The organism is Candidatus Equadaptatus faecalis (assembly GCA_018065065.1).
GTDB lineage: Bacteria > Synergistota > Synergistia > Synergistales > Synergistaceae > Equadaptatus > Equadaptatus faecalis.
In genome coordinates this window covers 1-23,834 of sequence record JAGHTZ010000014.1, presented here as the reverse complement: position 1 = coordinate 23,834, position 23,834 = coordinate 1, and the positions used below count along the sequence as shown (strand labels likewise).

Genomic DNA, 23,834 nt, shown 5'->3' with positions numbered 1-23,834 from the left:
CAGGTCTACACACGATCCCCTCCCGTCGCCGGACTGGCCGGTTTGCACCCGGCAGACAAACAAGACTCTTAGCGGCAGGCTCAGAATTAGTTTTCTGTTGCCTGCCGCTTTTTTTGTTTAGAGAATTATAACAAACGAAACCGGCGAAGCCTGCTTTGCGCCGGACACCGAATACAAAAAACGAGGACATCCTCACTCTCGTTTTTTTCATTACCCTATACTTCTGCATTACACAAGACGTTTACAATAATGTTACATAACACAGAAGACGGCGGCATAAGCCGCCGTCCCTGCACAAAATTAAAGAGGAGTAGGTTGTTGTTATGTACCACACAATGTAAGTATAGTATTCAGATAAGTTTTATACCTCAGTAAAATTACCGATTTTTCAAAATTAAACGGTCTCCCGAAGGAGACCGTTTTGTTTTAGTGGTTTCTGACAATGTCTTTGATTACCATAAGTCTGCTGAGTGTCGAGCGCTCCTGCTCTTCGAGCTTCATAGAGATGGAGTGAACGGCATCGGTAAACTGCGGTATCATAACGTGTTCAAGCGCGTTGACGCGCCGTCTCGTGCGTTCGATTTCAAGAGACATTGATTTCAGCGCCTTTTCGTCTGCGGCAAGTCTGACAAGCCGCGGCATGAGCGTAAGGAACTGCTCAAGCGCAACGTCAAAGCTTCCCGGTGATATTCCAAGTCCGTAGCTGAGCTCCGTTGACTGTTCAGGAATTTCAAAGACAGGCACTTTAACACTCATTATGTTGTTGTAGGTCGCATTCACCTTGAGGTTGCCGCCGGAGTTCATCAGCGTCTGGTCAAGGATTTCAGGCAGGGTCTGGGCGCTTGCGAGCAGGAAGCCTTTGTAGCAACTTCCGATTTCGCCTTCTATTTCTTTACGCATTTTCCAGACTGCTTTTGCGCGTTCAAGGAATTCTTTGACGAGCGCGTCCTGTTTGTCCTTAAGCAGTTTGTGTCCGCGTTTGGCAACCACGAGCTTTCTTTTGATGCGTGAAAGCTCCATGCGGTTGGGGTTAACGTTCAGTGCCTTTACCATTTAAGGTCACCTATGCTTCTTTGTCGAGTACTGCACCAAGCAGATATTTTTCGATGTATTCGTCTCTTACGCGTTTAAGCTCGCGTCTCGGAACGATTGTGAGAAGTTTCCAGCCAAGCGCAAGCGTCTGTTCAATCGTTCTGTTCTCGTATTCGCCCTGACGCACGTATTCGTCTTCAAAGCGGTCGGAGAATTTTGCAAACGCTTTGTCTTCTTCGCTGAGCGCCGATTCGCCGAGGATAACCGCAAGTTCTTTGGCTTCTTTGCCGCGCGAGTAAGCTGCGAAGAGCTGGTTCATAAGGTCAGCGTGGTCTTCGCGTGTTTTGCCTTTGCCTATACCCTTGTCTTTAAGACGCGAGAGCGAAGGCATAACGTCGACAGGCGGATAGATGCCTTTGAGGTGAAGCGCGCGGGCAAGGATTATCTGTCCTTCCGTGATATAGCCGGTAAGGTCAGGAATCGGGTGCGTTTTGTCGTCTTCAGGCATCGTGAGTATCGGAAGCTGCGTGATTGAGCCTTCTCTGCCGCTGAGTCTTCCTGCCCGTTCGTACATTGTAGCAAGGTCGGTGTAGAGGTAGCCAGGATATCCGCGGCGTCCCGGAACTTCTTTGCGTGCTGCTGAGATTTCACGGAGCGCTTCGCAGTAGTTCGTAAGGTCGGTAAGGATAACGAGAACGTGCATGCCGTGTTCAAACGCGAGATATTCTGCACAGGTCAGGGCAAGACGCGGCGTTGCGATACGTTCGATTGCAGGGTCGTCCGCGAGGTTGACAAACATAACCGTGCGTTCGAGAGCGCCCGTTTTGCGGAAGTCTTCCATGAAGAAGCTGGCTTCTTCATACGTGATGCCCATTGCCGCGAAAACGACTGCGAAGTTGCCCGCACTGCCGCCGAGAACCGTCGCCTGACGCGCAATCTGCGCCGCCATGCGGTTGTGAGGCATACCTGAGCCTGAGAATATCGGAAGTTTCTGCCCGCGGACGAGCGGGTTCATTCCGTCTATTGTTGAGATACCTGTCTGAATAAATTCTGACGGATAGTCTCTTGAGAACGGGTTCATCGGGTTGCCGTTTACGTCAAGGCTGGTTTCGGCAAGAATTGCCGCGCCGCCGTCGATAGGGTCTCCGCGTCCGTTGAAGATGCGTCCGAGCATGTCTTTTGAGACAGGAAGTTTCAGAACGTCTCCGAGGAAACGAACCTTCGTGGAAGCAACGTCTATTCCGGAACTGCCTTCGTAGACCTGTACAAGGGCTTTGTCGCCGTCAAGTTCGAGGACTTTTCCGCGGCGTTTTTCGCCGTTGGCAAGACGAATTTCTGCAAGTTCGTCATAGCTTACGTCTCCGACGCGTTCGACCATCATAAGAGGACCTGAAAGGTTGGAAACTGTTTTATACTCCTTAGGCAGCATTTGTATCACCTCCGGTTGTTACTTTACCGATTGCACGCTTGATTTCGTCTTCGAGTCTGTCAAGCTTGTCAAGCTCTGTTTCGAGCGTATAGCGCATACGGGCGATTTCGTCGCGGACGTCAAGCTCCGTTACCGCTGAAAGCTGCGCGCCGCGTTTGAGCGCCTGCATTGCGAGATGATGGAACGTGAGGATATTTCTGAGCATTTTGAACTGCTTGTCCATTGAGGCAAACGTGTCTATTTCATGGAACGAGTTCTGATGCAGGAAGTCTTCGCGTATTGATTTTGACGTTTCAAGCACCATGCGTTCTTCTTTTGAAAGAGCGTCAATACCGACAAGACGTACGATTTCGTTAAGCTTATCTTCGTCTTCAAGAAGTCCCATTGCTTCCGTGCGGCACGTGCTCCATTCACCGTCATAGATTGCGTCCCAGTATTCGCCGAGCGTCTGCGCGTAGAGTGAGTAGCTCGTCAGCCAGTTGACTGCAGGGAAGTGGCGCTGATACGCGAGTGCCGAGTCAAGTCCCCAGAAGACCTTTGTAACGCGGAAAGTGTTCTGCGTTACAGGCTCTGAAAGGTCTCCGCCCGGAGGCGAAACTGCGCCGATAACGGATACCGCACCTTCTCGTCCGTCTTTTCCGCAGCATATAGCGCGTCCTGCGCGTTCGTAGAAGGATGCAAGACGCGTACCAAGGTATGCGGGATAGCCTTCTTCACCGGGCATTTCTTCAAGTCGTCCTGACATTTCACGGAGAGCTTCCGCCCAGCGCGAGGTCGAGTCTGCCATAAGAGCGACAGAGTAGCCCATGTCGCGGAAGTATTCAGCGATTGTAATTCCGGTATAGACCGATGCTTCACGGGCGGCAACCGGCATGTTTGACGTGTTCGCTATAAGCAGCGTACGTTTCATAAGCGGCTGACCTGAGTTCGGGTCTATAAGTTCAGGGAATTCGCGAAGAACGTCTGTCATTTCGTTTCCGCGTTCGCCGCAGCCTATGTAGACAACTATTTCAGCGTTCGCCCATTTTGCAAGCTGGTGCTGAATAACCGTTTTTCCGCTTCCGAAAGGCCCGGGAACACAAGCAGTGCCTCCGCGGGCTATCGGGAAGAACATGTCAACAACGCGCTGACCTGTTGTAAGAGGAATTTCAGGAGCAAGGCGTTTTACAACGGGACGCGCTTTACGGACAGGCCATTTCTGAAGCATTGCCACTTCGTGGTCTTTGCCCTTTTCGTCCGTTATAACGGCGATTGTCTCTTCAACCGTGAACTCTCCGCTCTTGATTTCTTTTACTTTGCCTTTAAGTCCTACAGGAACCATTATTTTGTGGTCAACAAGAACCGTTTCCTTGACCGTACCGAGGAAATCGCCTTCGCCGACCTCATCGCCCGCTTTTACGACAGGCTTAAAATCCCAGCGTTTTTCGCGGTCAATTGCGGGAACCGTGATTCCGCGAAGGATATACGGTGATTTTGCGGCGCGCTCAATGCTTTCAAGCGGACGCTGAATACCGTCGTAGAACTGTTCAATGAGTCCAGGCGCAAGCTCAACGCTGAGCGGCTGGCCTGTTGAAACGACCGGTTCTCCCGTGGCAAGTCCTGATGTTTCTTCGTAGACCTGAAGCGATGCCGTATCGCCTTTAAGTTCGATAATTTCACCGACAAGCTCTGCTTTGCCAACCTTGCAGACGTCAGACATGCTTGCGCCTGTCATGCCGCTGGCAATAACAAGAGGGCCGGATATTTTTGAAATATAGCCTGTAATGTTTTTAGGAGCAGCCATATATTTCGCCTTCCCTTTCTCTGCTATTTGTCGCCAAAGATGTCCATGCCGACCGCGCGTTCGACTGTTTTGCGAATCGCTTCAAGGCCTATGCCCATGGAACCGCTCTGGTTTGGCACGGGTATGATGCACATATCCGTGCTGTTGTCCGTTTCTTTTATTGCTTCCTGATTTGTCGCGTAAACAGCTTCTTCGACAAAAACCGCAACGTAGCCGTCCTCAGCAAATTTGTTGAGGATAAAGCCGAACTGATTACGGTTCTCTTCGGTAATGACAACCGTGTCAAGCCCTATGGCCTTGAAAGGAAGTACGCTGTCATAGCCGCCTATTGCAGCCATTTTGGATGTTTTATCCGGCATAACGCAGCAGCCTCCTTACCTGAGTATTGTCATTTCCGTCTTTTGAAACCAGAATCATGCGTATATTTTTGATTTCGGTTTCTTTCCTTACGAGATACGCCAGCGCGTTTTCGGCGGCAGGCGCCCCCCGGCAGGATTTTTTCAGCTGTTCGGTATTGAATTCGTCAAGCGCTTTTTCCAAATCAAGAATCAGATCGGCAAAACTGTTTGAAGCTTCAATGCTGCCCAGCACAGCCCCGAGATCGGAGAAAATGACCGCTCTTGACCAGCTTTCAAACGGCTCTGCGATAAGCGCCGAAAGCTGCTGCGCATCAATGTATCCCCCGTCGTAGAGGAAAGGCAGTGCGCGGGCTGCGTCGTAGCCGAAACGTTTGAGTCTGAGCAGCGAACGAATATTTTCACCGTCGATTTTTGTGCGAACCCAGGAAATTACCCCAGGTATTCCAAGACCTTCCGCCAGCTGAAGCATTGCGGCAAAAAGTCCCTTGTCAAGCAGCCGTTCGATTTCAAGTATGTCGTGATTCTGTTCCCAAAGCGCGACAGCTTTCGGAACAAGCATACTGAGACCAAACGGAAGCAGTGCATATTCTTCTGTTTCAATTTTGGAAACAAGTTCGTCAACCGGATACGCCGCAAGCGAAGTGAGCAGGTCGAGTCTCTCTTTTCCGCCTTCCTTTTTGTTAAAGGCACTCTTCAGCATAACCTTAACGTTGTGGAAGTCGTACTGAAGCCTGAGTATTGTTACAAGCTCCCTGTCCGGCACAAACGAACTGATTTCTTCATAGGTTGCAAGCAGATCGGCCTCAAGCGCTTTTTCGTAATTCGTCCCGCCTGACTGAGCCGCCAGCGATGCGGAATAGGAAGTTTCTTCAAGTACCTTGAGCGCTGCCTGAATATCTTCCGCGTCGAGCATCCGCTGTATTGCCGCGGCGTCAAGAAGGCGGAGTTCCATCGCACGGATACGTGCAGAGCTGTAACCGTAGGCTTCCTGACGTGACATCAAAGCACCTCCTATGCCGTCGGGAAAAGACGTTTGATAACGTCAGTTTCCTTCTGTTCCTGTGCAACCTGAAGCAGCATATCCCATGAGCAGTTGGAAATTATCTTGTTCTGTTCGAGGATAAAACCGCCGCTGATATCTGCTTTTTCTTCCGAAAGCGTAAGGGACGCGCCGGCTTTTTTGTTGTAGGCGTCAATCCATGCTTTGTCGATATATTTTTCGTCAGCAGACAGCTGAATTTCTCCTTCTTTTGCTCCCGTTTCCGCCAGCAGTTTTTCACAGAAGGCGAGATAGTCTTCTTTTGAAAGGCTGCAGAGACTGTCAAGAGCTGTTTTGTAAACGTCAGCTATAAGATTGCGTTTTGCCTGAAGCTGCATTTTGTTGATATCAAGCTTGGCAACAATCTCTCTGCGACGGAAAATTTCCGGACGCTCCGCGTCAAAACGGGCTTTGAAATCGTCGCGGATACGTTTGCATCCGGCTTCTGATTTCTCAAGCACCGCGGCAGCGTCTTCCTTTGCCTGTGCAAGGATGGCGTCTGCTTCGTTCTGAGCGTCCTTCTTAATTTTTTCCGTAATCTGAGCCAAGGACATAGTCTTTACCCGGCTTTGTTAGAATTTACCGATACCTGTCAGCATAAGGATACTGACGAGAAGTCCGAAAACGGCGTAGGTTTCGCACATTGCGGGAAGGATGACCGCTTTACCGATTTCTTCTGGACGTTTTGAAATCATAAGGATTGATGCGGCAGATGATTTGCCCTGCCAAATTGCTGAGTAGAAACCGACGATGGCGATAGGAAGGCAGGAAAGACCGATTCCGAGACCTTTCCAAAGTCCGCAGAGTTCGCCGCCGCCAAGAAGTCCTGCATTCTGAAGCGCGAGGACTGCTACGAGAAGTCCGTAGATACCCTGTGTGCCGGGAAGTGCGAGAAGAACGAGCGCGTAACCGAATTTCTTCGGATCTTCCGTCATAATGCCTGCTGCCGCCTCATTGGCGAGACCGATGCCCCATGCAGAACCTGAGCCTGCAAAACCAACTGCCAAAGCAGCGCCGAGAACTGCGAGTACGGGTCCGAGTTGCTGTGTCATTGCTGAAAGAACGTCCATAAAATTTACCTCCATTGCTTTGAATTGAATTTGTGTTGTATTTTGAAAATTGTGTTGCCTGACTAATCAGTTATTTTTGCAAACTGCGTTTCTTTTCTGAGCGGTTTGAAATCCATTCCGTTTGCGTCGTAGAATTTGCCGAAGAATTCGACGTACTGCAGACGAAGCGGGTGGATAAACGCTCCGAGAAGGTTAACCGCAATACTGAAAGAGTGTCCGAATACGAACAGCGCTATGGCAAGCGGAATACCTACGAAACGCGTCGGGGCTATAAGGTTGCAGAGCAGGTTTATAACAAGACCGACGGCTGCGGAACCGAGCCCGAGAGCAAGAAGTCTGCTGTAGCTGAGAACGTCGCCGAGATATCCGGTAACGTTGTACAGGCTCATAAGACCTGAAAACGCTTTGCCGAAAATCGACGGTTTGTCTCTTCCCTGCGTAAGGAACAGAAGCAGCGCTCCGCCTATCGCAAGCAGTTTTGAGACAAGTGCGAGGGACGCAGGAAGCTTTCCTGACATTGTAAGACCGACCATAACAAGTCCTACAAGGAAAATTATCCAGCCGCCCTGGTCAGCTATTGCGGCAAACTTTTCGCCGTTTTTCCAGTTCATGTAGAACGCAAGGCAGACTCCGAAAATAACCTGAATGAAGCCGAGTATCAGGGAAATCGTAAGCAGCGTCATCGGGTCGTTCATCGGGTCAAGCAGCTGAAGCTTCTTGGCAAGCGGAACAACCGGCTTCATAAAGCCGAATGCCGTAATCGCGTCGCCGAAGAAGGAACCGGAAATTGCGCCGAATATTACGGTGCAGACCATGCCGACAAAAAGCATGATGAAGAATTTGCGGAGCATCGGCGAGAGCTTGTAACGGACAAGATAATATCCGAACAGCGCAGACAGAATAAGTCCGTAGCCTGCGTCGCCGAAGCACATGCCGAGGAACAGGAAGAAGAACGGCGCCATAACGGTCGTGGGGTCCACCGCACCGTAAGTAGGTGTTCCGTACATGAGCGTCAGAGGCTCAAGCGAATTTGACCAGCCCGGATTTTTGAGCAAGGTAGGTACTGTTTCGCCTTCTTCAGGTTCAATTTCCGCAAAATCGGTCGTATCTTCGTATTCTTTGAAAACAGCTTCAACGTCTTTGAATCTGTCCCGCGGAATCCAAAGATCCCAAATGTAAATATTTTCCGTAGGTTCGCCTTCAAGAATTGCAAGCGCCCTGTCGCGGCGTATCGCAAGGAAATCGCTTGCAATACGGATAAAGCCGAGCACTTCGTCAGCTTTTTCGGACAGTTCTTCGGAAATTTTCGCGTCCTGTTTTTCAAGAACGGAAATTTTTGCTTCAAGCACCGCTTTCTCGACAAGAGCCGTATCCGTAAATTCACGGGCGATTTCAATCTTTGTCAGAGAGAACTCCGAAGCTGTTTCGCGAAGTTTTTCAAGGTCACAGTGTCTGCAGAGTACCGCAAAAATCAGCTGAGACTCCTTGTCCTCGCCTGCGTAGCGCTTAAATTCGACCATTCCGTCAAAGCGCTCGTCAAGCACCGTTTCAAGAGCGTCAGAAACGTTTGCGGAAACAGTGTATATGCTCCCTGAAATTTCCTCTGTTCCTGCGGAAAACAGTTCAAGCGGATATTCAATTTTCTCAAGCGCGGAAAGCTGCACTACCTGAGCTTTTAATTTTGCAAGCTCGGAACGCAGATCCGTACTTTCTTTTTCTTTCTTTCGCAGCCAGGCGACATGATTTGCAAATTTGTGTTCGTTGGTAGTTGCCGCATAAAATTTCTTGGAGCTTACTTCAGGCATATCGCCGAGCATTTTTGCCATTCCGCCCGCTTTGTTCTGCTCATACGGTTCAAGAACACGGCAGACAAATTTTGCGTCCGCGATGCGTTCTTCGATCAGCTTCAGCGAGGTGCGGATATTCTGGACAACTGCTCCGTCCTTTATGCCTTCAGTTTTGGAAGCAAACTGACAGCATCCGAGATTCTGCAGCTTCTGGGTAACTTCCGTGAGCACAGATTTATGCACAGCCGCTCTGGCTTTGCACATTTTAGCAAGTGCCATACGTCGTCGTCACCTCTTTGACAAGCCAGTCCGCCGCAGCCTTGACTGACGCTTTTTCTTTTTCGTAGAAAGTGTCTGCTTCCGCTTTGCCCTGCTTAAGCATTTCAACTGCCTTCTCTTCCGCCTCTTTTTCGGCTGCCGCAATCGATTCGCGCCACTGTCTGTGGCTTTCCTGTTTTGCTTTTTTCACAGCCTGTTCAGAATCAACCTGTGCGGCAGCAAGCATCTTACCCGCCTCAGCTTTTGCGTCAGCGACAATCTTCTTTGCTGCCTCTTCCAAATCCCTGATTTCCTGTGCCATATTTTCTGCCAACACGTTCACCACCTTTCGTCGTTTAAAAATTTATACTGCGTAAAACCTAAATCTGTGTTTTTGCAGGCCGGAAACGGTATCCGAACACCCGCCTGCTCAAAGCGTGCCGCCGATAAAAATTCGGCGTAACGATAACAGATGGAAAAAGCCAATTTCCACCCACAATTATTTTACTCCAAAAAAGACCAAAATGGGACATACAATAAAAAAAAATTACCAAAAATTTGCCCCAAAACGGACTCTTTTTTATATAATTGTCCTAACAATTCGGAAAGGGTGATTTTATGAAACAGACATGGAAACCGGGGACCCTGCTTTATCCTCTTCCGGCAGTGCTTGTTTCCTGCGGTACCGTTGAAAAACCGAACGCGATGACCGCTGCCTGGACAGGCACAATCTGTTCAGACCCTGTCATGGTGTACGTTTCAATCAGACCTGAACGTTATTCATACGGGCTAATCGAAAAAAGCGGCGAATTCGTACTCAATCTCACTACGGAAAAACTTGCGAGAGCGACAGACCTGTGCGGCGTCAAATCTGGACGCGACACGGACAAATTCAGGCTGTGCCGTCTGACGCCTGAAAACGCCGCAGAAATTTCCGCGCCGCTCATTAAGGAAAGCCCCGTAAACATTGAGTGCAAAACAGAGAAAATCGTGCCGCTCGGAAGCCATTCAATGTTCATAGGCAGGGTACTCGCCGTTGACGTTGAGGAATCCCTGCTTGATTCAAAAGGCAGGCTGCAGCTTGAAAAAGCCAATCTTCTTGCATACAGTCACGGAGAATATTTTGCTCTCGGCAGAAAGCTCGGAACTTTCGGCTGGACAGTTCGCAAAAAATAATATTTAATATATACGTCATCCGAAGGGGGAAAAAAACGATGCTCGTATGTGCGCTTTGCGGTAAGGTTCTTAAGGAATGCTGCGACATCTTCTATGAAGCCGAAGACGAAAACGGAAACTCCGTAGTAGTTTGCGGGGACTGCGCGGCAGAACACAATCTTGAATTTGAAGACGACGAATAAATAAACTTTGAAAACAAAACAGAACGCCGTTCAGGCGTTCTGTTTTGTTTTACTGTCTGATTTCGATTTTTTCACCGTCGCAGGTTACCGTTATTGCCCCGTTCCGCTGGCGGTAAAGAGGCGCGTCGTCAAGCATGAACATAAAGCTCGGCGCGTTGTTGATGTCGTATTTCAGAGCGTCGGTGATTACTCCGTATTTGGGTTTGCACGCGTAGTACAGATTTTTGAAGGGTTCGCTTTTTGTCAGATAGAAGCCGTGATGCGGCAGTTTCATAAAATCAACTTCGCCCGTGAACTGCTCTGTCAGATAGGTTTCCATTCTTTTATCCAGCGCGTCTCCAAGAAACAGGAAACGTTTCCCGCGGAATTCAAGCAGAAGAACCAGCGAAGAATCGTTTGATACCATTCCCTCGTAAAATTTTGGCGGATAAATCGTAAATTTCACTTCTCCAAGCTCAAATTTCGTCGTTTCCCTGACAACAACAGGATTTTTTGAGAGTTCGCCGAGTGTTTTTCTGTAACGGTCTATGTGTTTGCTTTTCTTTTTGTCGTAATCGGTTTCGTATATCTCGCCGACGGGAACGGCTGTCAAAAGTTTCCCTGCCCCGCCCACGTGGTCTTTGTCGTAATGGCTGAGTATCAGGCAGTCAATTTTTCCGACGCCGAAGGAATTTTGAAGTTCTTCAAGTACGGCGTCAATCGTTTTTTCATAGCCTGTGTCAAGCATAACGTTGTATTCCGCCTGCTTAATGAGAATACAGTCTCCCTTGCCGACGTTAAAGAAATGTATCGTCAAATCGTCGGACGCCCGAACGGGCAGCGAAAGAAAAAACGTCAGAAATACTGCTGACAACAGACAGGACAGTATTCTTGCACAGCGTCTGCTTTTCATAATCTGCCATCTCCTTTAACAAAAAATCCGCGGTGAACCGCGGATTGAATTTTCATGGTGGCGCTGACTGGACTCGAACCGGTGACCGATCGGGTATGAACCGATAGCTCTAGCCAACTGAGCTACAGCGCCATATTGGTTGCGGGGGGAAGATTTGAACTTCCGACCTCCGGGTTATGAGCCCGACGAGCTACCGAACTGCTCTACCCCGCGATTTGCAAAACTCTCAAATGGTGCCGAGAGCGGGACTCGAACCCGCACGAACTTGCGTTCAGCGGATTTTAAGTCCGCAGTGTCTACCATTCCACCACCCCGGCGCTCAACAGAGAGATATTATACCAAAAAAATTTACGCCGTCAAGTACGCAGAATAACTAAAATTGAATTGCAGCGTCCTGCCGCGAAATTATTTTGCCGTTTTCGCTTTCTTTTTCAGTTCGGCTTTTCCGAATTTGCACCACTGAGCTACGGTACACTCCGTGCATTTCGGTTTTCTTGCTCCGCAGACATTGCGTCCGTGTTCAAGAAAATTCAAATGTCCTCCGCGAAAACGGCTTCCGTCAAGCACTGCTTCAAGATATTCCTGTATTTTTGCCGGAGTCCAGTTTTCCGGAACCCAGCCGAGTCTTTTTGTAATGCGCGTAATGTGCGTATCCACGGGAAACGCTTCGCGGCCAAGATCAAAAACAAGAACTATGCCTGCCGTTTTAACGCCGATGCCCGGAAGCGAAACGAGAAACGCGCGGATGTCTTCCGTTTTCCAGTCTTCCAGAGCTTTCAGGGAATAGCTGCCGAATTTTCCTTTGACGATTTCAAGCACAGACTTCATGTGCTTTGCCTTTGTTTCGCCGAGCCCCGCAACCCTTATGCAGTCAATAACGCTTTCAACAGGCGCTTCCGCGACCTGCTCCCAGTGCGGATAGGTTTCGCGCAGTTTTACATACGCTTTGTCCCTGTTTTTGTCGTTAGTATTCTGCGACAAAATTGTCAGAAGCAAATCGTCAAGCGGTTCGTCGTAACGAAAATCCGACGCGGGACGGGCTTCCCTGCCCCACTGTTTTTCAAATTCGTCAAAAATTTCCTTTGCGTGAGCCGGTTTTTTCATCTTCAGGTTCAAATCAGTTTTTCTTTGTCTTCCTGTCTTTTTTCGGCTCGTATTTCGCGGAAAGCATTGCTTTGTTTTTGAAACTCAGTTCTATTCGGTCAAGCAGTTTCTGTTTGACTATGCCGTGTACGGATTTTTTCGGATATTTCCCGTCCGCTCCGGCTTTGCCCGCCTTGACACCCGTAAGTATCTCAATACCCTCATCAATGGTTTTGACGCTCCATATATGGAATTTACCTTTTTTAACAGCGTCAACCACCTCATGGTCAAGCATAAGGTGCTGTTCGTTCTGGTAAGGTATCATAACGCCCTGCGTTCCCGTAAGTCCGTTCAGTTTGCAATAACTGTAAAAACCTTCAATTTTTTCATTCACTCCGCCGATAGGCTGAATGTTTCCGAACTGGTCAACTGAACCGGTTACGGCTATATCCTGCCTGAGCGGAAGCCCTGATATGGCGGAAAGCAGACAGTACAGCTCCGTCGACGACGCGCTGTCGCCCTCTACGCCTCCATAGGTCTGTTCAAAGGTAATTCGTGCCGCTATTGAAAGCGGGAAATCCTGCGCGTACATTTTTCCGAGATACGATGAAAGTATCAGCAGTCCCTTGTTGTGTATGGGGCCTGTCATGTCAACTTCACGTTCGATATTGACAACCCCGTCCTGCCCCGCAAAAACGTTGGCGGTAATGCGTACCGGCGTTCCGAAACAGGAATCAATAAGCGTCAGCACCGTAAGACCGTTAATCTGCCCCACGGCTTCGCCTTTGGTGTCAATTTTGATTACGCCGTGTTCATATTCCTCGCGGATTTTTTCTTCAATCATGCCGAGCCTGTATTTCCTTTCGGAAATTGCCTTGCGGACGTGCTCCGCGCCGACGCGTTTTTTCTCTGCCTGACGCGCCCATGCAGTTGACTCGACAAGCAGATTGGCAATTTTGTCAAGCTGCGTGCAGAGCTTGTGCTGATCCTCCGCTTCGCGCGACGCCCATTCAATTATTTCGGCAACCGCCGGCGCCGAGAAATTCAGTTTTCCCTCGCGTTCGACAAATCCGGCTACAAATTCCGCAAGTTCAAGTTCCGTTTTCTTTGTGCGCGGCATATCGGTATCAAAATCAGCACGTATTTTGAACACTTTTTTAAATTCAGGATCGTAATAGTTCAGCAGCGAATAGAACCACGGCGTACCTACAATAACGACCTTCATGTTAATGGGGACAGGCTCGGGACGCAGTGACGAAACAGGAATATAGCCAAGCTGCTCGGCAAGATTTTCAATTGAAAGCTCGTGGCAGCGCAAAACGCGTTTCAGAACGTCCCAGGACATGAACTGACGCAGCAGTTCGTCCGCGTCAAGCAGCAGATAGCCGCCGTTTGCCCTGTGAATTGCGCCGGAGGTAATGCGGCGGAAGTCCGTATTGAGGTTTCCGAGTTTGCTCTCGTATTCCACCTTGCCGACGAGATTGTAATAATTCGGGTTCGTTTCCCTGATTACCGGCGCTCCGTTTTTGGGGTCGTTGCACACGAAAGGATTTATCGAATAGCGGCTGAAATCAACCTCTGCATTTTCGTCACGCGCCGCGGCAAGAAACATATTGAAATTTGCCACTATGTCCTCGGTATATTCGTCGAACCAGCGTTCAAGTTTTTTGTTCGGGACGTATTTGGCGCGGAACTCCGCCATAACAGGGTCTATCGCCGTGCGGCAGATTTCGCCTTCCAGCTCGCGTATTTTTTCTTTGAGCTGTTTTTCATATTCTCGGATAACGCGGAGCGTTTCCAGCGTTTTCTGCGAAATAGCCTCCGAAACCCGCTGAAGCTTTGCCTGTTCCTTTGAAGACAGATCTTCAAATTCGTTCTGCTGCATCTCGCGAAGCACAGGCTCTGCTTCCTCATCAAGAGTGCCGTCCTGTTTCAGCGGTTTCGCATAGAACAGCGGAAGATTTATAAAGCCCTGCGGCGTGCGTTTCACCGCGAATTTTTTCTTCTCCGCCCAGCTGCGGAGATCATCCATAAGCCTGTTAACCTCGTCCTGAAACGCCTTAACCAAAACGGCTTTGTTGTCTTCGTATTCGCTGTTGTCAAAGACCTTTGAAAGTGTCTGCTTAATGTCGTCAACCGCCGCTTCGGCGTCTTTTGCAAGCTTTTTGCCCTGTCCGGCGGGAAGGTTAATCGCTATCGGCGCGTCCGGCTCGTCAAAATTGTTAACGTAGACCCAGTCGTCAGGCGCAGGCATATTTGCCGCGCGGCGTTTGAGTTCCTTAACCGCGTAAGACGTGCGCCCGCTTCCGGCTTCTCCGACTATAAAAATGTTGTAGCCCTTTGAATTTACGTCAAGCCCGAACTTAACCGCGCTTGTGGCGCGTTCCTGTCCTATAAGTCCTCCTCCGAAACCGGAAAGACTTTTTGTAGTTGCGAAGCCGAGCGACGCAGGGTCGCAGCAGTTGCGAAGCTGCTCGACTTTCAGAAGTTTGGTATCAGCAAGAGACATACAGCTACCTCCGTATTTCAGTTTAAGCTGGATATATTATACACTTAAGCGGTAATAATTGAAAAATGCAATTCTTGCGCTAATGTTATGCAAAATTCACAGAGACATCCATTTGAAAAATCTGCTGCCTTTCGCGGCAATAACCGCCGTTTTTTCCGTTACAGTCTTGCCGACGGCATCAGAGTCGTTTCTCTCGCCATGCCGGACACTCCGTCTTCAGCACATTTCTTTGTTTTTGATCTATATCTCACGCCTCTGCACGGACTTTTCAAATACATAGATTACCTGAACTGTTTCGTCTTTGGAGCACCTGACTTAAGCACGTTTTATCCGTTCTTCGTAAAACGGCGGCACAGTTCCGCCGTATATTTTTCTGCAAAAAGAGAAAGCAGCCTAAGCTGCTTTCTCCGTAGATTTCTTTTTTAGTAGCTAAAAGAGAAATATACTAAAGTTTTTCGACGTTTGCAGCCTGCGGGCCTTTGCTGCCTTCGGTGATTTCGAAAGAAACTTTCTGACCTTCGTCAAGCGTTTTGAAGCCTTCGCCCTGAATTGCGCTGAAGTGGACGAATACGTCGTTGCCTTCATCGGTTGTGATGAAGCCGTAGCCTTTTGTTGCGTTGAACCATTTTACTGTTCCGTTGCTTTTCACAGTGTTGCCTCCCAGCAGGGTCTTCCCTGACATTATTTTCCGGCTCTGCTGCCGGTTATAAAAGACTTTACCCGATACATTGTCAAATGTCAAGCAGTTTTTTTAAATGTGTTGCAATATTTTTTTATTTGCGCAAAAAAAGAGTGAGAGACGTCCGCTCTCACTCTTTGTTTATGTTTTATTCCGCGTGCAGGACAAGTTCGCCGCCCTGATTTTCCACTTTGATTTTTGAACCTTCTGAGGCTTCGCCGCTGATTATCATTCTTGCTATCGGCGTTTCAAGCGTTTTCTGCAGATAGCGTTTCAGCGGGCGCGCGCCGTACACGGGGTCGTAGCCGTTTCTCGCCGCCGCGGAAAGAGCGTCTTCGCTGATTTCAAGAATGACGCCGCGCTCCTTGAGTCTTGCTTCAAGCTGCTTAAGCATGAGCGCAACTATTTTTGCAATTTCTTCCATTCTCAGCGGTTTGAAGAAAATTATCTCGTCAATGCGGTTGAGAAATTCCGGACGGAACCGCGATTTCAGCTCAGCCGACACCTCTTTTTTGCATTCCTCGGACAATTCTCCCGATTTTGCGTCCATGCCGTTAATCAGCGTTTCGGCTCCGAGATTGCTTGTCATAATCAGAACGCAGTTTTTGAAGCTTACCGTACGTCCGTGGCTGTCTGTCGCCCGTCCGTCGTCAAGTATCTGAAGCAGAACGTTGAAGACGTCAGGATGCGCCTTTTCGATTTCGTCGAAAAGTATTACCGAGTACGGATGTCTGCGAACCGCTTCCGTCAGCTGTCCGCCTTCATCGTAGCCGACGTATCCCGGGGGCGCACCGAGCAGGCGCGACACGGAGTGTTTCTCCATATATTCCGACATGTCTATGCGGACGATATTGTCCTCACTGTCAAACAGCGCTTCGGCAAGCGTACGCGCAAGCTCCGTTTTGCCAACGCCGGTAGGTCCGAGGAAAATGAACGAGCCTATCGGGCGTTTGGGGTCCTTTATGCCGCTTCTTGCGCGGAGCACTGCATCGGAAACAAGCTGCACCGCTTCGTCCTGACCTACCACGCGTTTGTGAAGCTGCCCGTCAAGGTGCAGAAGCTTTTCCCTCTCGCCTTCAACCAGCCGCGTAACGGGAATACCTGTCCATTTGGAAACAATCTGCGAGATTTCCTCATCCGTAACCTCCTCACGGAGCAGGCGTCCTTCTTTGCCAGAAGCGTTTTTCTCCGCCTCTTCAAGCTGACGTTCAAGCTCAGGCAGTTTGCCGTGGCGAAGCTCTGCCGCCCTGTTCAGGTCGTATGCGCGTTCCGCCTTCTCAATATCGCGGCGGACGTTTTCTATCTGCTGGCGCAGACTGCGAACCTCGGAAAGCGCTTTCTTCTCCGTATCGTACTGCGCACGGAGAGCCGCCTGACGTTCTTTCAAATCGGCAAGCTCCTTCTGCAGAGCCTCAAGCCTTTCCATACTTGCTTTGTCCTTTTCGTTTTTCAGCGCCGTTTCCTCTATTTCAAGCTGCATAACGCGGCGCGTAACCTCGTCAAGCTCCGCGGGCATTGAATCAATGTCGGTGCGTATCATTGCGCAGGCTTCGTCCACAAGGTCAATCGCTTTGTCAGGCAGGAAACGGTCCGTAACGTAGCGGTTGGAAAGCACCGCTGCCGAAACAAGCGCGTTGTCCTGAATTTTTATGCCGTGGTGAATTTCAAAACGCTCTTTCAGACCGCGGAGAATTGAAATGGTATCCTCCACGCTCGGAGCCTCAACCAGCACCGGCTGGAAACGTCTTTCAAGAGCCGCGTCCTTTTCAATATAATTGCGGTATTCCTCGGTCGTGGTCGCGCCTATGCAGTGCAGTTCGCCCCTTGCAAGCATCGGCTTAAGCATGTTTCCGGCGTCCATTGCTCCCTCAGCCTTGCCGGCGCCGACGATTGTGTGGATTTCGTCAATGAAAAGAATAATTCTGCCTTCGCTCTTCTTGACTTCGGTCAGCACCGCTTTCAGGCGTTCCTCAAATTCGCCCCTGTACTTGGCGCCCGCGACAAGCGAACCCATATCAAGCGCGAAAATTGAACGTTCTTTAAGCCCTTCAGGCACGTCTCCGCGCAGAATACGCTGCGCAAGCCCTTCAACTATTGCCGTTTTTCCCGTACCCGGCTCACCTATAAGGACAGGGTTGTTCTTCGTCTTGCGGGAAAGAATACGGATAACGCGGCGGATTTCCTCGTCGCGCCCGATAACGGGGTCAAGCCTGTTTTCGCGTGCTGCTTTTACAAGGTCGCGCCCGTACTTTTCAAGCACGTCGTAGGTATCCTCAGGATTTTCGTTCGTTACCCGCTGACTGCCCCGCACCTCTGCCAGAGCTTTCAGAAAACGGTCGCGCGTAAGCCCGAACGTGCTCCACAACTTTGCAAGCGCGGTGCCGTTCTCGCCGAGCAGCGCAAGAAACAAATGCTCGACCGAAACGTACTCGTCCTTGAGTTCCTTTGCCTCGTCCTCCGCTTTCACAAACAGCTGGTTAAGCCTCTGCGTAACGTAGCTGCTCGCAGCTCCTGCGACCTTCGGACGCTTGCGCAGTTCTTCTTCGATAACCTGTTTAAGGCTCTCCGAAGAAAGGTTCAGTTTGTCAATCAGCCGCGGAATAAGACCACCCTCCTGAGTAAGCAGGGCAAGAGCCAAATGCTCCGCGTCAATTTCCTGATGACCGAAACGCGTTGCAAGCTGCTGAGCCTCAACTACAGCCTCCTGAGACTTCTGTGTGAACTTGTTCATATTCATCATGCAAACCACCTCTCGATATTGTTTAACTATCTTTGACTATATTGTTATACAACGATAATCAAGAAATGTCAAATCAGTAATTTTACCTATTTTTAACTCCGCTAAAAAGTCTCTTACGTCCCTGCCGTTAGAAATTTATTCCTCAAATCCCCACGGGAAAATAACAGGAGCCCTGCGAACAGGGCTCCTCTGTTTTAGTCTTATAGTTAACGGACTATCTCGTCAAGTCAAGTCCCGAGGCTTTTTCTTTGAGCATTTTAACGCAGAGTTCCGCGATTGCCGCCCCTGCCTCGACAGGGTTTGTTCCCTTTTTGTGAATGTTTGAAACAACGGTTCGCTTTGCTTCGGCAATGCCGGGATAGCCTTTGTAGACCATATACGCGCTCATAGATTCGCCGCTTGCAAGTCCCGGACGCTCGCCAAGAAGAACAACCGTAACCTCGGCGCCGAGCGTCTGCGCTATAACGTCTTCCGCTCCGACTCGTCCGTATTTGACGTAGAACGGCGTCCCCGCCGTTACGTTGTGCATTTTAAGTCCCTGCATAATCGCAGGCAGAATGTCTTCGGCGTTCGCTACGATGGAGGAGCTTGAAAGTCCGTCCGAAACGTACACCTGAACCTGCGGATTTGCTTTGCAGTCAGCTTTGATGGCGGCAAGCGTTTCTTCGTCAAATTCTCTGCCAAGATCAGGACGCGTGAGAAAATCGTCTTTGCTTTTGCATTTCGTGCTGTACTGTTTCAGTCCGAGTTTGGCAAGATATTCGTCGGGAACGTCCTGAAAAACAGCGTCCATAGCCGTTGCGTGGTCGGCACGGAAACGGAGATAGGTGTTCGTACAAAGGCGCGGACCTGCTCTCCACACACCGAGCCTTGCATCCGTTTTCGAGCGGATTTCAAGATATTCTCTCGGCTCTGCCGGATTGGGAATGTCAACACGTTTGCGGTAGTCAACTGCTGAAAGGTCCGGCACTTCCCCGTCGCTGACAACGGGCGCGGAAGCCGTCAAAGGTTTGGCTGCCTCTCTGCCGTTCTGCTTTTCCGACATAACTTCAACGGTGATTTCTTTTATAAGTTTTGCGAGTTCTTCGTTATTCATGCCAAGCACCGCCTATTTGAGGAATATGGAAGCATCGCCGGCAGTTTCCGTAAGTCTGCCCTGCTCGTCCATAATGCCTTTTTTGATTGCCCACTTGTGGAACTCCGGAGCAGGTTTTCTGCCCGAAAGCTCGCGCAGCGTCGCGTCGTCGTGGAAGCTCGTGTCCTGATACGCAAGCATAACGTCGTCGCCCACCGGAACACCCATGTAATAATTGGCGCCGGCAGCGTTCAGAAGCGTTGTCGCTATTTCCTGATCGTCCTGCGTGATTGATGTGTGGTTCGTGTAGCAGGGCGCCATTCCCATAGGCAGTCCCATAAGCTTGCCCATAAAATGGTCTTCAAGGTTTGCGCGTATCATTTCCTTACCGTCGTAAATCGTTTCAGGGCCGATAAAGCCTGAAACGTTGTTGACCATAAACGGGTTAAAGCCCCTTGCAAAGCCGTAGGTGCGCGCTTCAAGCGTCATTTCGTCAACACCCTCGTCTGCGCTGATTGAAACCTCGGAACCCTGTCCCGTTTCAAAATAAAGCAGGTTTGGACCCGTGCCGAGACAGCTCTGACGCGCCAGCGCGTAGGCTTCCTCAAGCAAAGCTTTATTGACGCCGAAATTGTCACAGGCAGCACCAGTTCCGGCTATTGACTGGAAGAACATTGAAAGCGGCGTGCCCTGACGGACGGATTCCATCTGCGTCGTAATGTGCGAAAGCACCGTAATCTGTGTAGGTATTTCATTCTTGAGCATAAATTCGTAAAGCGCGTCCGCAATGCGGCGCGTTGAATTGACGTTGTCCTCAACAGGATTAATGCCGAGGCAGGCATCGCCAGAGCCGTAGGAAATTCCTTCCATAACACCGAGCAAAATAGTCTGCGGGTCGTCAGTGACGGAATTTGTCTGGCAGCGGTAAGAAAGCGTGCCCGGTATGCCTATTGTCGTGTTGCAGGTGGTTGGATGATAAATCTTTTTCGCGCCGTACACCAAATCCATTGCGCTCATTATTTTGGCAACCGCCGCTGCCACCTCGCCGTTTATCGCCCACGTGTTTCTGCGAAGATCGTCAGAAGTCGTTTTGTGGTCCAAAATCCACTCGCGCAGCTCGCCAATCGTCATATTTTTCTTTGCTTCATAGGCTCGGCGGTTGATTGCGTCGTTGTTGACGCGCGTTACCTCGTCCTTTTCGTAAGGAACAGTCGGATTTTCGACAAGGTCTCCAACCGTAAGCTCTGAAAGCACGATTTTAGCCGCAACGCGCTCCGTGGCAGTTTCAGCAGCTATTTTCTGAAAACGGTCTGCCGATTTCGGCTCGTTCGCCTTCGCCATAACGTCCTTAACGTCGCGGAACTGGAACGTTTTGCCGTTGAGCGTGGTCTTTAATTTCATGCTGACACACCTTCCCTGCAAGTAAATAATCTGCACATACCTGTTAGTAATATGATTTTAACACAAACAAAAATATAATGCACTCAAAAAAACAAAAAAGGATTTCCGTGCGGAAATCCTTGTGTTTGTCTTGGTGGAACATCGCAATCAAACCAGAAACATTGGATGGGATAGACTGAATGATACGGAGTAATTGCTCTGTGGTAGCAACATCGGTAAGACGATGCTTTCCGTCGGACGCTTTTAACTTTAACTGCTTACAACTTGTAAGCAGTTGATATGCACCTTCAGCCAACATTCTTTTTTTCAGAACAGCCCAATAGGTACTGGCATGCCTGGTATCAGGCTGATCTGTAAGAACACCTACCACATCTACAACAGAGAAATACCATTCTTCTTCTTTTTCGTTCCATGCAGTGCGAATGGGCTGATCTTCATATAATTCCAATCTTTCGTTTTCAGCCATAATGATCTCCTCAAATCACCGATGATTTTCATCACTAATTCTACGTACTGTTCTACTGCAAGTATAACGAATAGCTCTCGGAAAATCAATTATTATTTGGAGTTATACGTCAATTTCTGTTCAACAACCATTCTCGGTCATATGGCTTGCATTAAAAAAGAATTAAGTTGATATCCGAACAAAACAACGAAAAAGCCGCGCCAATACAGGCGCGGCGAAAATAGACTTGGTGGAGACGCGGGGAATCGAACCCCGGTCCAACATGGGCCAATCTGGGAGGCTCTACGAGTGTAGTCTTCGTTTAAATCTCGTTTCCTGCTGTCACGAAGACGAGGCTGCCGAAAACCAGTCTTTCCTGAAATCTCGAAACGCTTCCGAAAAACGCTGAAGCATTCCCAGCCGTCATTGTGACGCCCTTCTGAAATTCAACGGCCGAAACCTCAGAGAGCGCGCTGCTTTTAACTAAGCTGCGAGTGCGTAATCGTTTTTGACGATTATTTTTTTGGAGCCGGATTATCGAGGTTTCTCCATCCTCGACCCGCTCTTCCCGATCCTCCGCATGCTGTCGAAACCATACGTCCCCAATATTTATAAAACAAGGTGCTTTTTATAAAAACCAATGACATATAAAGAGCAATGACATATAAGAAGCAATTACGTAAAAAAAACAATGACTGATAAAAAACAATTACATAAACTGCAATGACAAAATAATTGTTCTGTCGCCTTATGCAGAAGCTAAATTTTTCTTTTTACAAACTATTATTGCCGACAGCAGCCGCTTAATTTGTGACGTTTCATCATAAAATTTATAATACGTTTTATCAGGCATATAGCCGATATTATGCAATATTTTTATCCAATACGCCGATTCGTTGGCCTCTTTTTCTGCTATTTTGACCTTTGAAATAAAGTCGGCAGGAGACTGCGCATAGCAGGCTTCACTCAAGTTTGCTCCTATGCTCGTAGCACAGCGGATTAACTGGTCTGTAATATTATACTCTTTTTTCTCTTCTTGTAACTTTCTGCAAAACTTTACGGCATTAGTGGCAAAGGCAACGCTTTTATCCAGCACAATATTCTCCATTGCCATACACCTCATTCTAGCATTTTAATATTGTTTTCAAATATTGTTCGTTAATTACCTTGTACCTGTTATAGTTTCTTACAGCAACTGTTCTTTTCGTAATTGTCCCTTATCCGTCATTGGTTCTTATTCGTCATTGCCCTTTATAAGTCATTGGTTCTTATCAGTCATTGTCCCTTTTCATAGTGCGCTGCATTTCGCGTTCGGCATCGCGCTGCGCTATCGCCTCGCGCTTGTCGTGCAGATGCTTGCCCTTCGCGAGCGCAAGCTCGCACTTTGCCCACCGCCCCTGCTTTATGTAGAGTTTGAGCGGCACAAGCGTGAAACCCTGTTCGCGCGTCCTCTGAAAGAGCTTCAGCGCCTCTTTCTTATGAACAAGCAGTTTGCGCGTGCGAAGCGGGTCAACGTTGTAATGCGTTCCCTTGTCATACGGCGAAATATGCACGTTCTCAAGCCACAGCTCGCCGTTCTTTACCACGGCGTAGCCGTCCTTCAGATTCGCGCGCCCGTCGCGCAGCGACTTAATCTCCGTTCCGGTCAGCACAATGCCGGTCTCAAAAGAATCAACAATAAAATAATCGTGACGCGCTTTTCTGTTCTGCGCTACCGTCTTATCCTCCGGCACAGTCATACCCCCTTCCGAAACGGGAACAGATTATAACAAAATTACGGCAAAAACTCAAAAGCCGCAATCAGACTAGTCAGCACCGCAAATTTGTACACAGCGGTAACGACGTTGCAGGCAACGATAATCCTCGCAAGCCACGCCCAAAGGAAAAATCCGTCATACTTGCTTGCGGCATTCCAAACGCCGATAAGAACCATAAAACCATAAATCAGCGGTAAAATCAACGCAAAAGGCTCAACAGGCGACGGCAGAAAAATCATAACCACCCACGCAAACATATACGCAAGCATATTGCCTATAACACCGTACAGCCAATACGTTCTGCCAAGAGAATAATTTCCCTCCCACAAATTCTGATAAAATCCCTTATTGTTATCCACCTGCAACACTCCAGTCATTGACTCTTATCCGTCATTGCCTTTATCAGTCATTGGTTCTCATAGTAATTGTTTCTTTTAGTCCTTGTTTCTTATCGTAATTGATTCTTTTTGTAATTGGTTCTTATAGTCATTGTTTCTTATCGTAATTGGTCCTTATAGTCATTGGTTCTTATCGTAATTGGTCCTTATCAGTCATTGCCCTTTATAACTACTCTTTCATCCAGCCTGTCCTTTCAAGTTCGTCCTTGTCCTCCTGCGGGCTGTCCTTCGTAATCGGCTGGTGGTGCGGTGCGTTATGTTCAAAAATAAAAAACGCCACACACGCCGCAAACAAAAGCACTATCTTCAACACTGCCATATCCGCACCTCCGTTACCTTTCTCTGCCATGTCATTATATAATACAGAAACAGAATTGTAACCGTAAAAATACTTACCGCTTATTCTGCCTAAAAAACGCAAAACTTTCTAAAACTTTACAGAAATTTTTTATTTCTTTTTCATTTCTGCCCCTGTTACAAATTTCTTATTCAGTGAACATTATAGTACAGAGAGTGACGGGGAACAGAATTGTTGTTTTTAATCCTGTTCCGGCTCGGTGGTTTTGAAACGTTGGGATGGCTTAGCAGAGCCTGCACTTCCTTTCGTTTCCTGCTAAAGCTTCCGGGTTCTGCCACTTTTACGCATTACGTGATGCGCGCGCCTTTGGTGGTAAGCCCGCTGCCTTTACGGCTACAGGGTTTAAGCACTTCGGTAACGTTCTCCGGCGGAGTTCGGGCTT

The 23,834-nt window shown here is 48.9% G+C and carries 23 protein-coding genes, 3 tRNA genes and 1 other RNA gene; 2 read left to right on the top strand and 25 right to left on the bottom strand.

Translation table 11 applies throughout. The features are described from left to right. Positions 1–426: 426 nt before the first annotated feature. The 9 genes from KBS54_01140 to KBS54_01100 all read right to left on the bottom strand — a co-directional run bounded on the left by KBS54_01140 (position 427) and on the right by KBS54_01100 (position 9,091). Positions 427–1,053, bottom strand: a complete 627-nt coding sequence (locus KBS54_01140; protein MBQ0054738.1) for a V-type ATP synthase subunit D — start codon at positions 1,051–1,053, stop codon at positions 427–429. Positions 1,054–1,063: 10 nt separating this feature from the next. Further along, positions 1,064–2,461, bottom strand: a complete 1,398-nt coding sequence (locus tag KBS54_01135) for a V-type ATP synthase subunit B (protein ID MBQ0054737.1) — start codon at positions 2,459–2,461, stop codon at positions 1,064–1,066. Continuing rightward, the gene (locus KBS54_01130) at positions 2,451–4,244 is read right to left on the bottom strand and encodes a V-type ATP synthase subunit A (protein ID MBQ0054736.1); all 1,794 of its coding nucleotides are present in this window, start codon (positions 4,242–4,244) and stop codon (positions 2,451–2,453) included. The genes KBS54_01135 and KBS54_01130 overlap by 11 nt, the downstream gene beginning before the upstream one ends. 23 nt (positions 4,245–4,267) lie before the next feature. Beyond that, entirely contained in the window at positions 4,268–4,603 is a 336-nt protein-coding gene (locus tag KBS54_01125; protein ID MBQ0054735.1) for a V-type ATP synthase subunit F, read from the bottom strand. Beyond that, a complete protein-coding gene (locus tag KBS54_01120) occupies positions 4,593–5,603 on the bottom strand; it encodes a V-type ATPase subunit (protein ID MBQ0054734.1) in 1,011 nt (336 codons plus the stop codon). The genes KBS54_01125 and KBS54_01120 overlap by 11 nt, the downstream gene beginning before the upstream one ends. Positions 5,604–5,614: 11 nt before the next feature. Next, positions 5,615–6,196 (bottom strand): hypothetical protein, encoded by a 582-nt coding sequence (locus tag KBS54_01115; GenBank protein ID MBQ0054733.1) that lies wholly within the window; start codon positions 6,194–6,196, stop codon positions 5,615–5,617. An 18-nt stretch (positions 6,197–6,214) separates the two neighbouring features. After that, positions 6,215–6,712: a V-type ATP synthase subunit K gene (locus KBS54_01110; GenBank protein MBQ0054732.1), complete on the bottom strand. Its 498-nt coding sequence runs from the start codon at positions 6,710–6,712 to the stop codon at positions 6,215–6,217. A gap of 62 nt (positions 6,713–6,774) precedes the next feature. Continuing rightward, positions 6,775–8,778, bottom strand: coding sequence for a V-type ATP synthase subunit I (locus KBS54_01105; GenBank protein MBQ0054731.1), 2,004 nt, complete (start codon positions 8,776–8,778; stop codon positions 6,775–6,777). Then, positions 8,765–9,091, bottom strand: a complete 327-nt coding sequence (locus KBS54_01100) for a hypothetical protein (protein ID MBQ0054730.1) — start codon at positions 9,089–9,091, stop codon at positions 8,765–8,767. The genes KBS54_01105 and KBS54_01100 overlap by 14 nt, the downstream gene beginning before the upstream one ends. 284 nt (positions 9,092–9,375) lie before the next feature. Here KBS54_01100 and KBS54_01095 point away from each other — a divergent pair, with 284 nt between their 5' ends. Next, entirely contained in the window at positions 9,376–9,933 is a 558-nt protein-coding gene (locus KBS54_01095; protein MBQ0054729.1) for a flavin reductase family protein, read from the top strand. Positions 9,934–9,971: 38 nt separating this feature from the next. Next, on the top strand, positions 9,972–10,115 hold the full coding sequence (locus KBS54_01090; GenBank protein MBQ0054728.1) for a hypothetical protein: 144 nt from the start codon (positions 9,972–9,974) through the stop codon (positions 10,113–10,115). Between the two features lie 49 nt (positions 10,116–10,164). Here KBS54_01090 and KBS54_01085 read toward each other — a convergent pair whose 3' ends face one another. The 16 genes from KBS54_01085 to KBS54_01010 form a co-directional block, all read right to left on the bottom strand. Beyond that, positions 10,165–11,007, bottom strand: a complete 843-nt coding sequence (locus KBS54_01085) for an MBL fold metallo-hydrolase (protein MBQ0054727.1) — start codon at positions 11,005–11,007, stop codon at positions 10,165–10,167. Positions 11,008–11,062: 55 nt separating this feature from the next. Further along, positions 11,063–11,139, bottom strand: a tRNA-Met gene (locus tag KBS54_01080). A 4-nt stretch (positions 11,140–11,143) separates the two neighbouring features. Beyond that, positions 11,144–11,220: transfer RNA gene (locus tag KBS54_01075), tRNA-Met, on the bottom strand. Between the two features lie 18 nt (positions 11,221–11,238). Continuing rightward, positions 11,239–11,324 (bottom strand) — tRNA-Leu (locus tag KBS54_01070). An 88-nt stretch (positions 11,325–11,412) separates the two neighbouring features. Beyond that, positions 11,413–12,111, bottom strand: coding sequence for an endonuclease III (locus KBS54_01065; GenBank protein MBQ0054726.1), 699 nt, complete (start codon positions 12,109–12,111; stop codon positions 11,413–11,415). 13 nt (positions 12,112–12,124) lie between these two features. Then, positions 12,125–14,599: an AAA family ATPase gene (locus tag KBS54_01060; protein MBQ0054725.1), complete on the bottom strand. Its 2,475-nt coding sequence runs from the start codon at positions 14,597–14,599 to the stop codon at positions 12,125–12,127. A 445-nt stretch (positions 14,600–15,044) separates the two neighbouring features. Beyond that, positions 15,045–15,281, bottom strand: a complete 237-nt coding sequence (locus KBS54_01055; protein MBQ0054724.1) for a cold-shock protein — start codon at positions 15,279–15,281, stop codon at positions 15,045–15,047. Between the two features lie 145 nt (positions 15,282–15,426). After that, on the bottom strand, positions 15,427–18,015 hold the full coding sequence (gene clpB / locus KBS54_01050; GenBank protein MBQ0054723.1) for an ATP-dependent chaperone ClpB: 2,589 nt from the start codon (positions 18,013–18,015) through the stop codon (positions 15,427–15,429). 217 nt (positions 18,016–18,232) lie between these two features. Beyond that, positions 18,233–19,114, bottom strand: a complete 882-nt coding sequence (eutC, locus tag KBS54_01045; protein ID MBQ0054722.1) for an ethanolamine ammonia-lyase subunit EutC — start codon at positions 19,112–19,114, stop codon at positions 18,233–18,235. A gap of 12 nt (positions 19,115–19,126) precedes the next feature. Continuing rightward, positions 19,127–20,494, bottom strand: coding sequence for an ethanolamine ammonia-lyase subunit EutB (locus tag KBS54_01040; protein ID MBQ0054721.1), 1,368 nt, complete (start codon positions 20,492–20,494; stop codon positions 19,127–19,129). Positions 20,495–20,537: 43 nt separating this feature from the next. After that, entirely contained in the window at positions 20,538–20,960 is a 423-nt protein-coding gene (locus tag KBS54_01035) for a hypothetical protein (protein MBQ0054720.1), read from the bottom strand. A 227-nt stretch (positions 20,961–21,187) separates the two neighbouring features. Continuing rightward, positions 21,188–21,543, bottom strand: a transfer-messenger RNA (tmRNA) gene (gene ssrA, locus KBS54_01030). A gap of 144 nt (positions 21,544–21,687) precedes the next feature. Then, positions 21,688–22,047 (bottom strand): four helix bundle protein, encoded by a 360-nt coding sequence (locus KBS54_01025; protein MBQ0054719.1) that lies wholly within the window; start codon positions 22,045–22,047, stop codon positions 21,688–21,690. Between the two features lie 163 nt (positions 22,048–22,210). After that, positions 22,211–22,678 carry an SsrA-binding protein SmpB gene (gene smpB / locus KBS54_01020; protein ID MBQ0054718.1) on the bottom strand — a complete coding sequence of 156 codons (468 nt, stop codon included), beginning with the start codon at positions 22,676–22,678 and terminating at the stop codon, positions 22,211–22,213. A gap of 35 nt (positions 22,679–22,713) precedes the next feature. Then, the gene (locus KBS54_01015; protein ID MBQ0054717.1) at positions 22,714–23,055 is read right to left on the bottom strand and encodes a hypothetical protein; all 342 of its coding nucleotides are present in this window, start codon (positions 23,053–23,055) and stop codon (positions 22,714–22,716) included. Between the two features lie 208 nt (positions 23,056–23,263). Continuing rightward, on the bottom strand, positions 23,264–23,413 hold the full coding sequence (locus KBS54_01010; GenBank protein ID MBQ0054716.1) for a hypothetical protein: 150 nt from the start codon (positions 23,411–23,413) through the stop codon (positions 23,264–23,266). Positions 23,414–23,834: the final 421 nt, after the last annotated feature.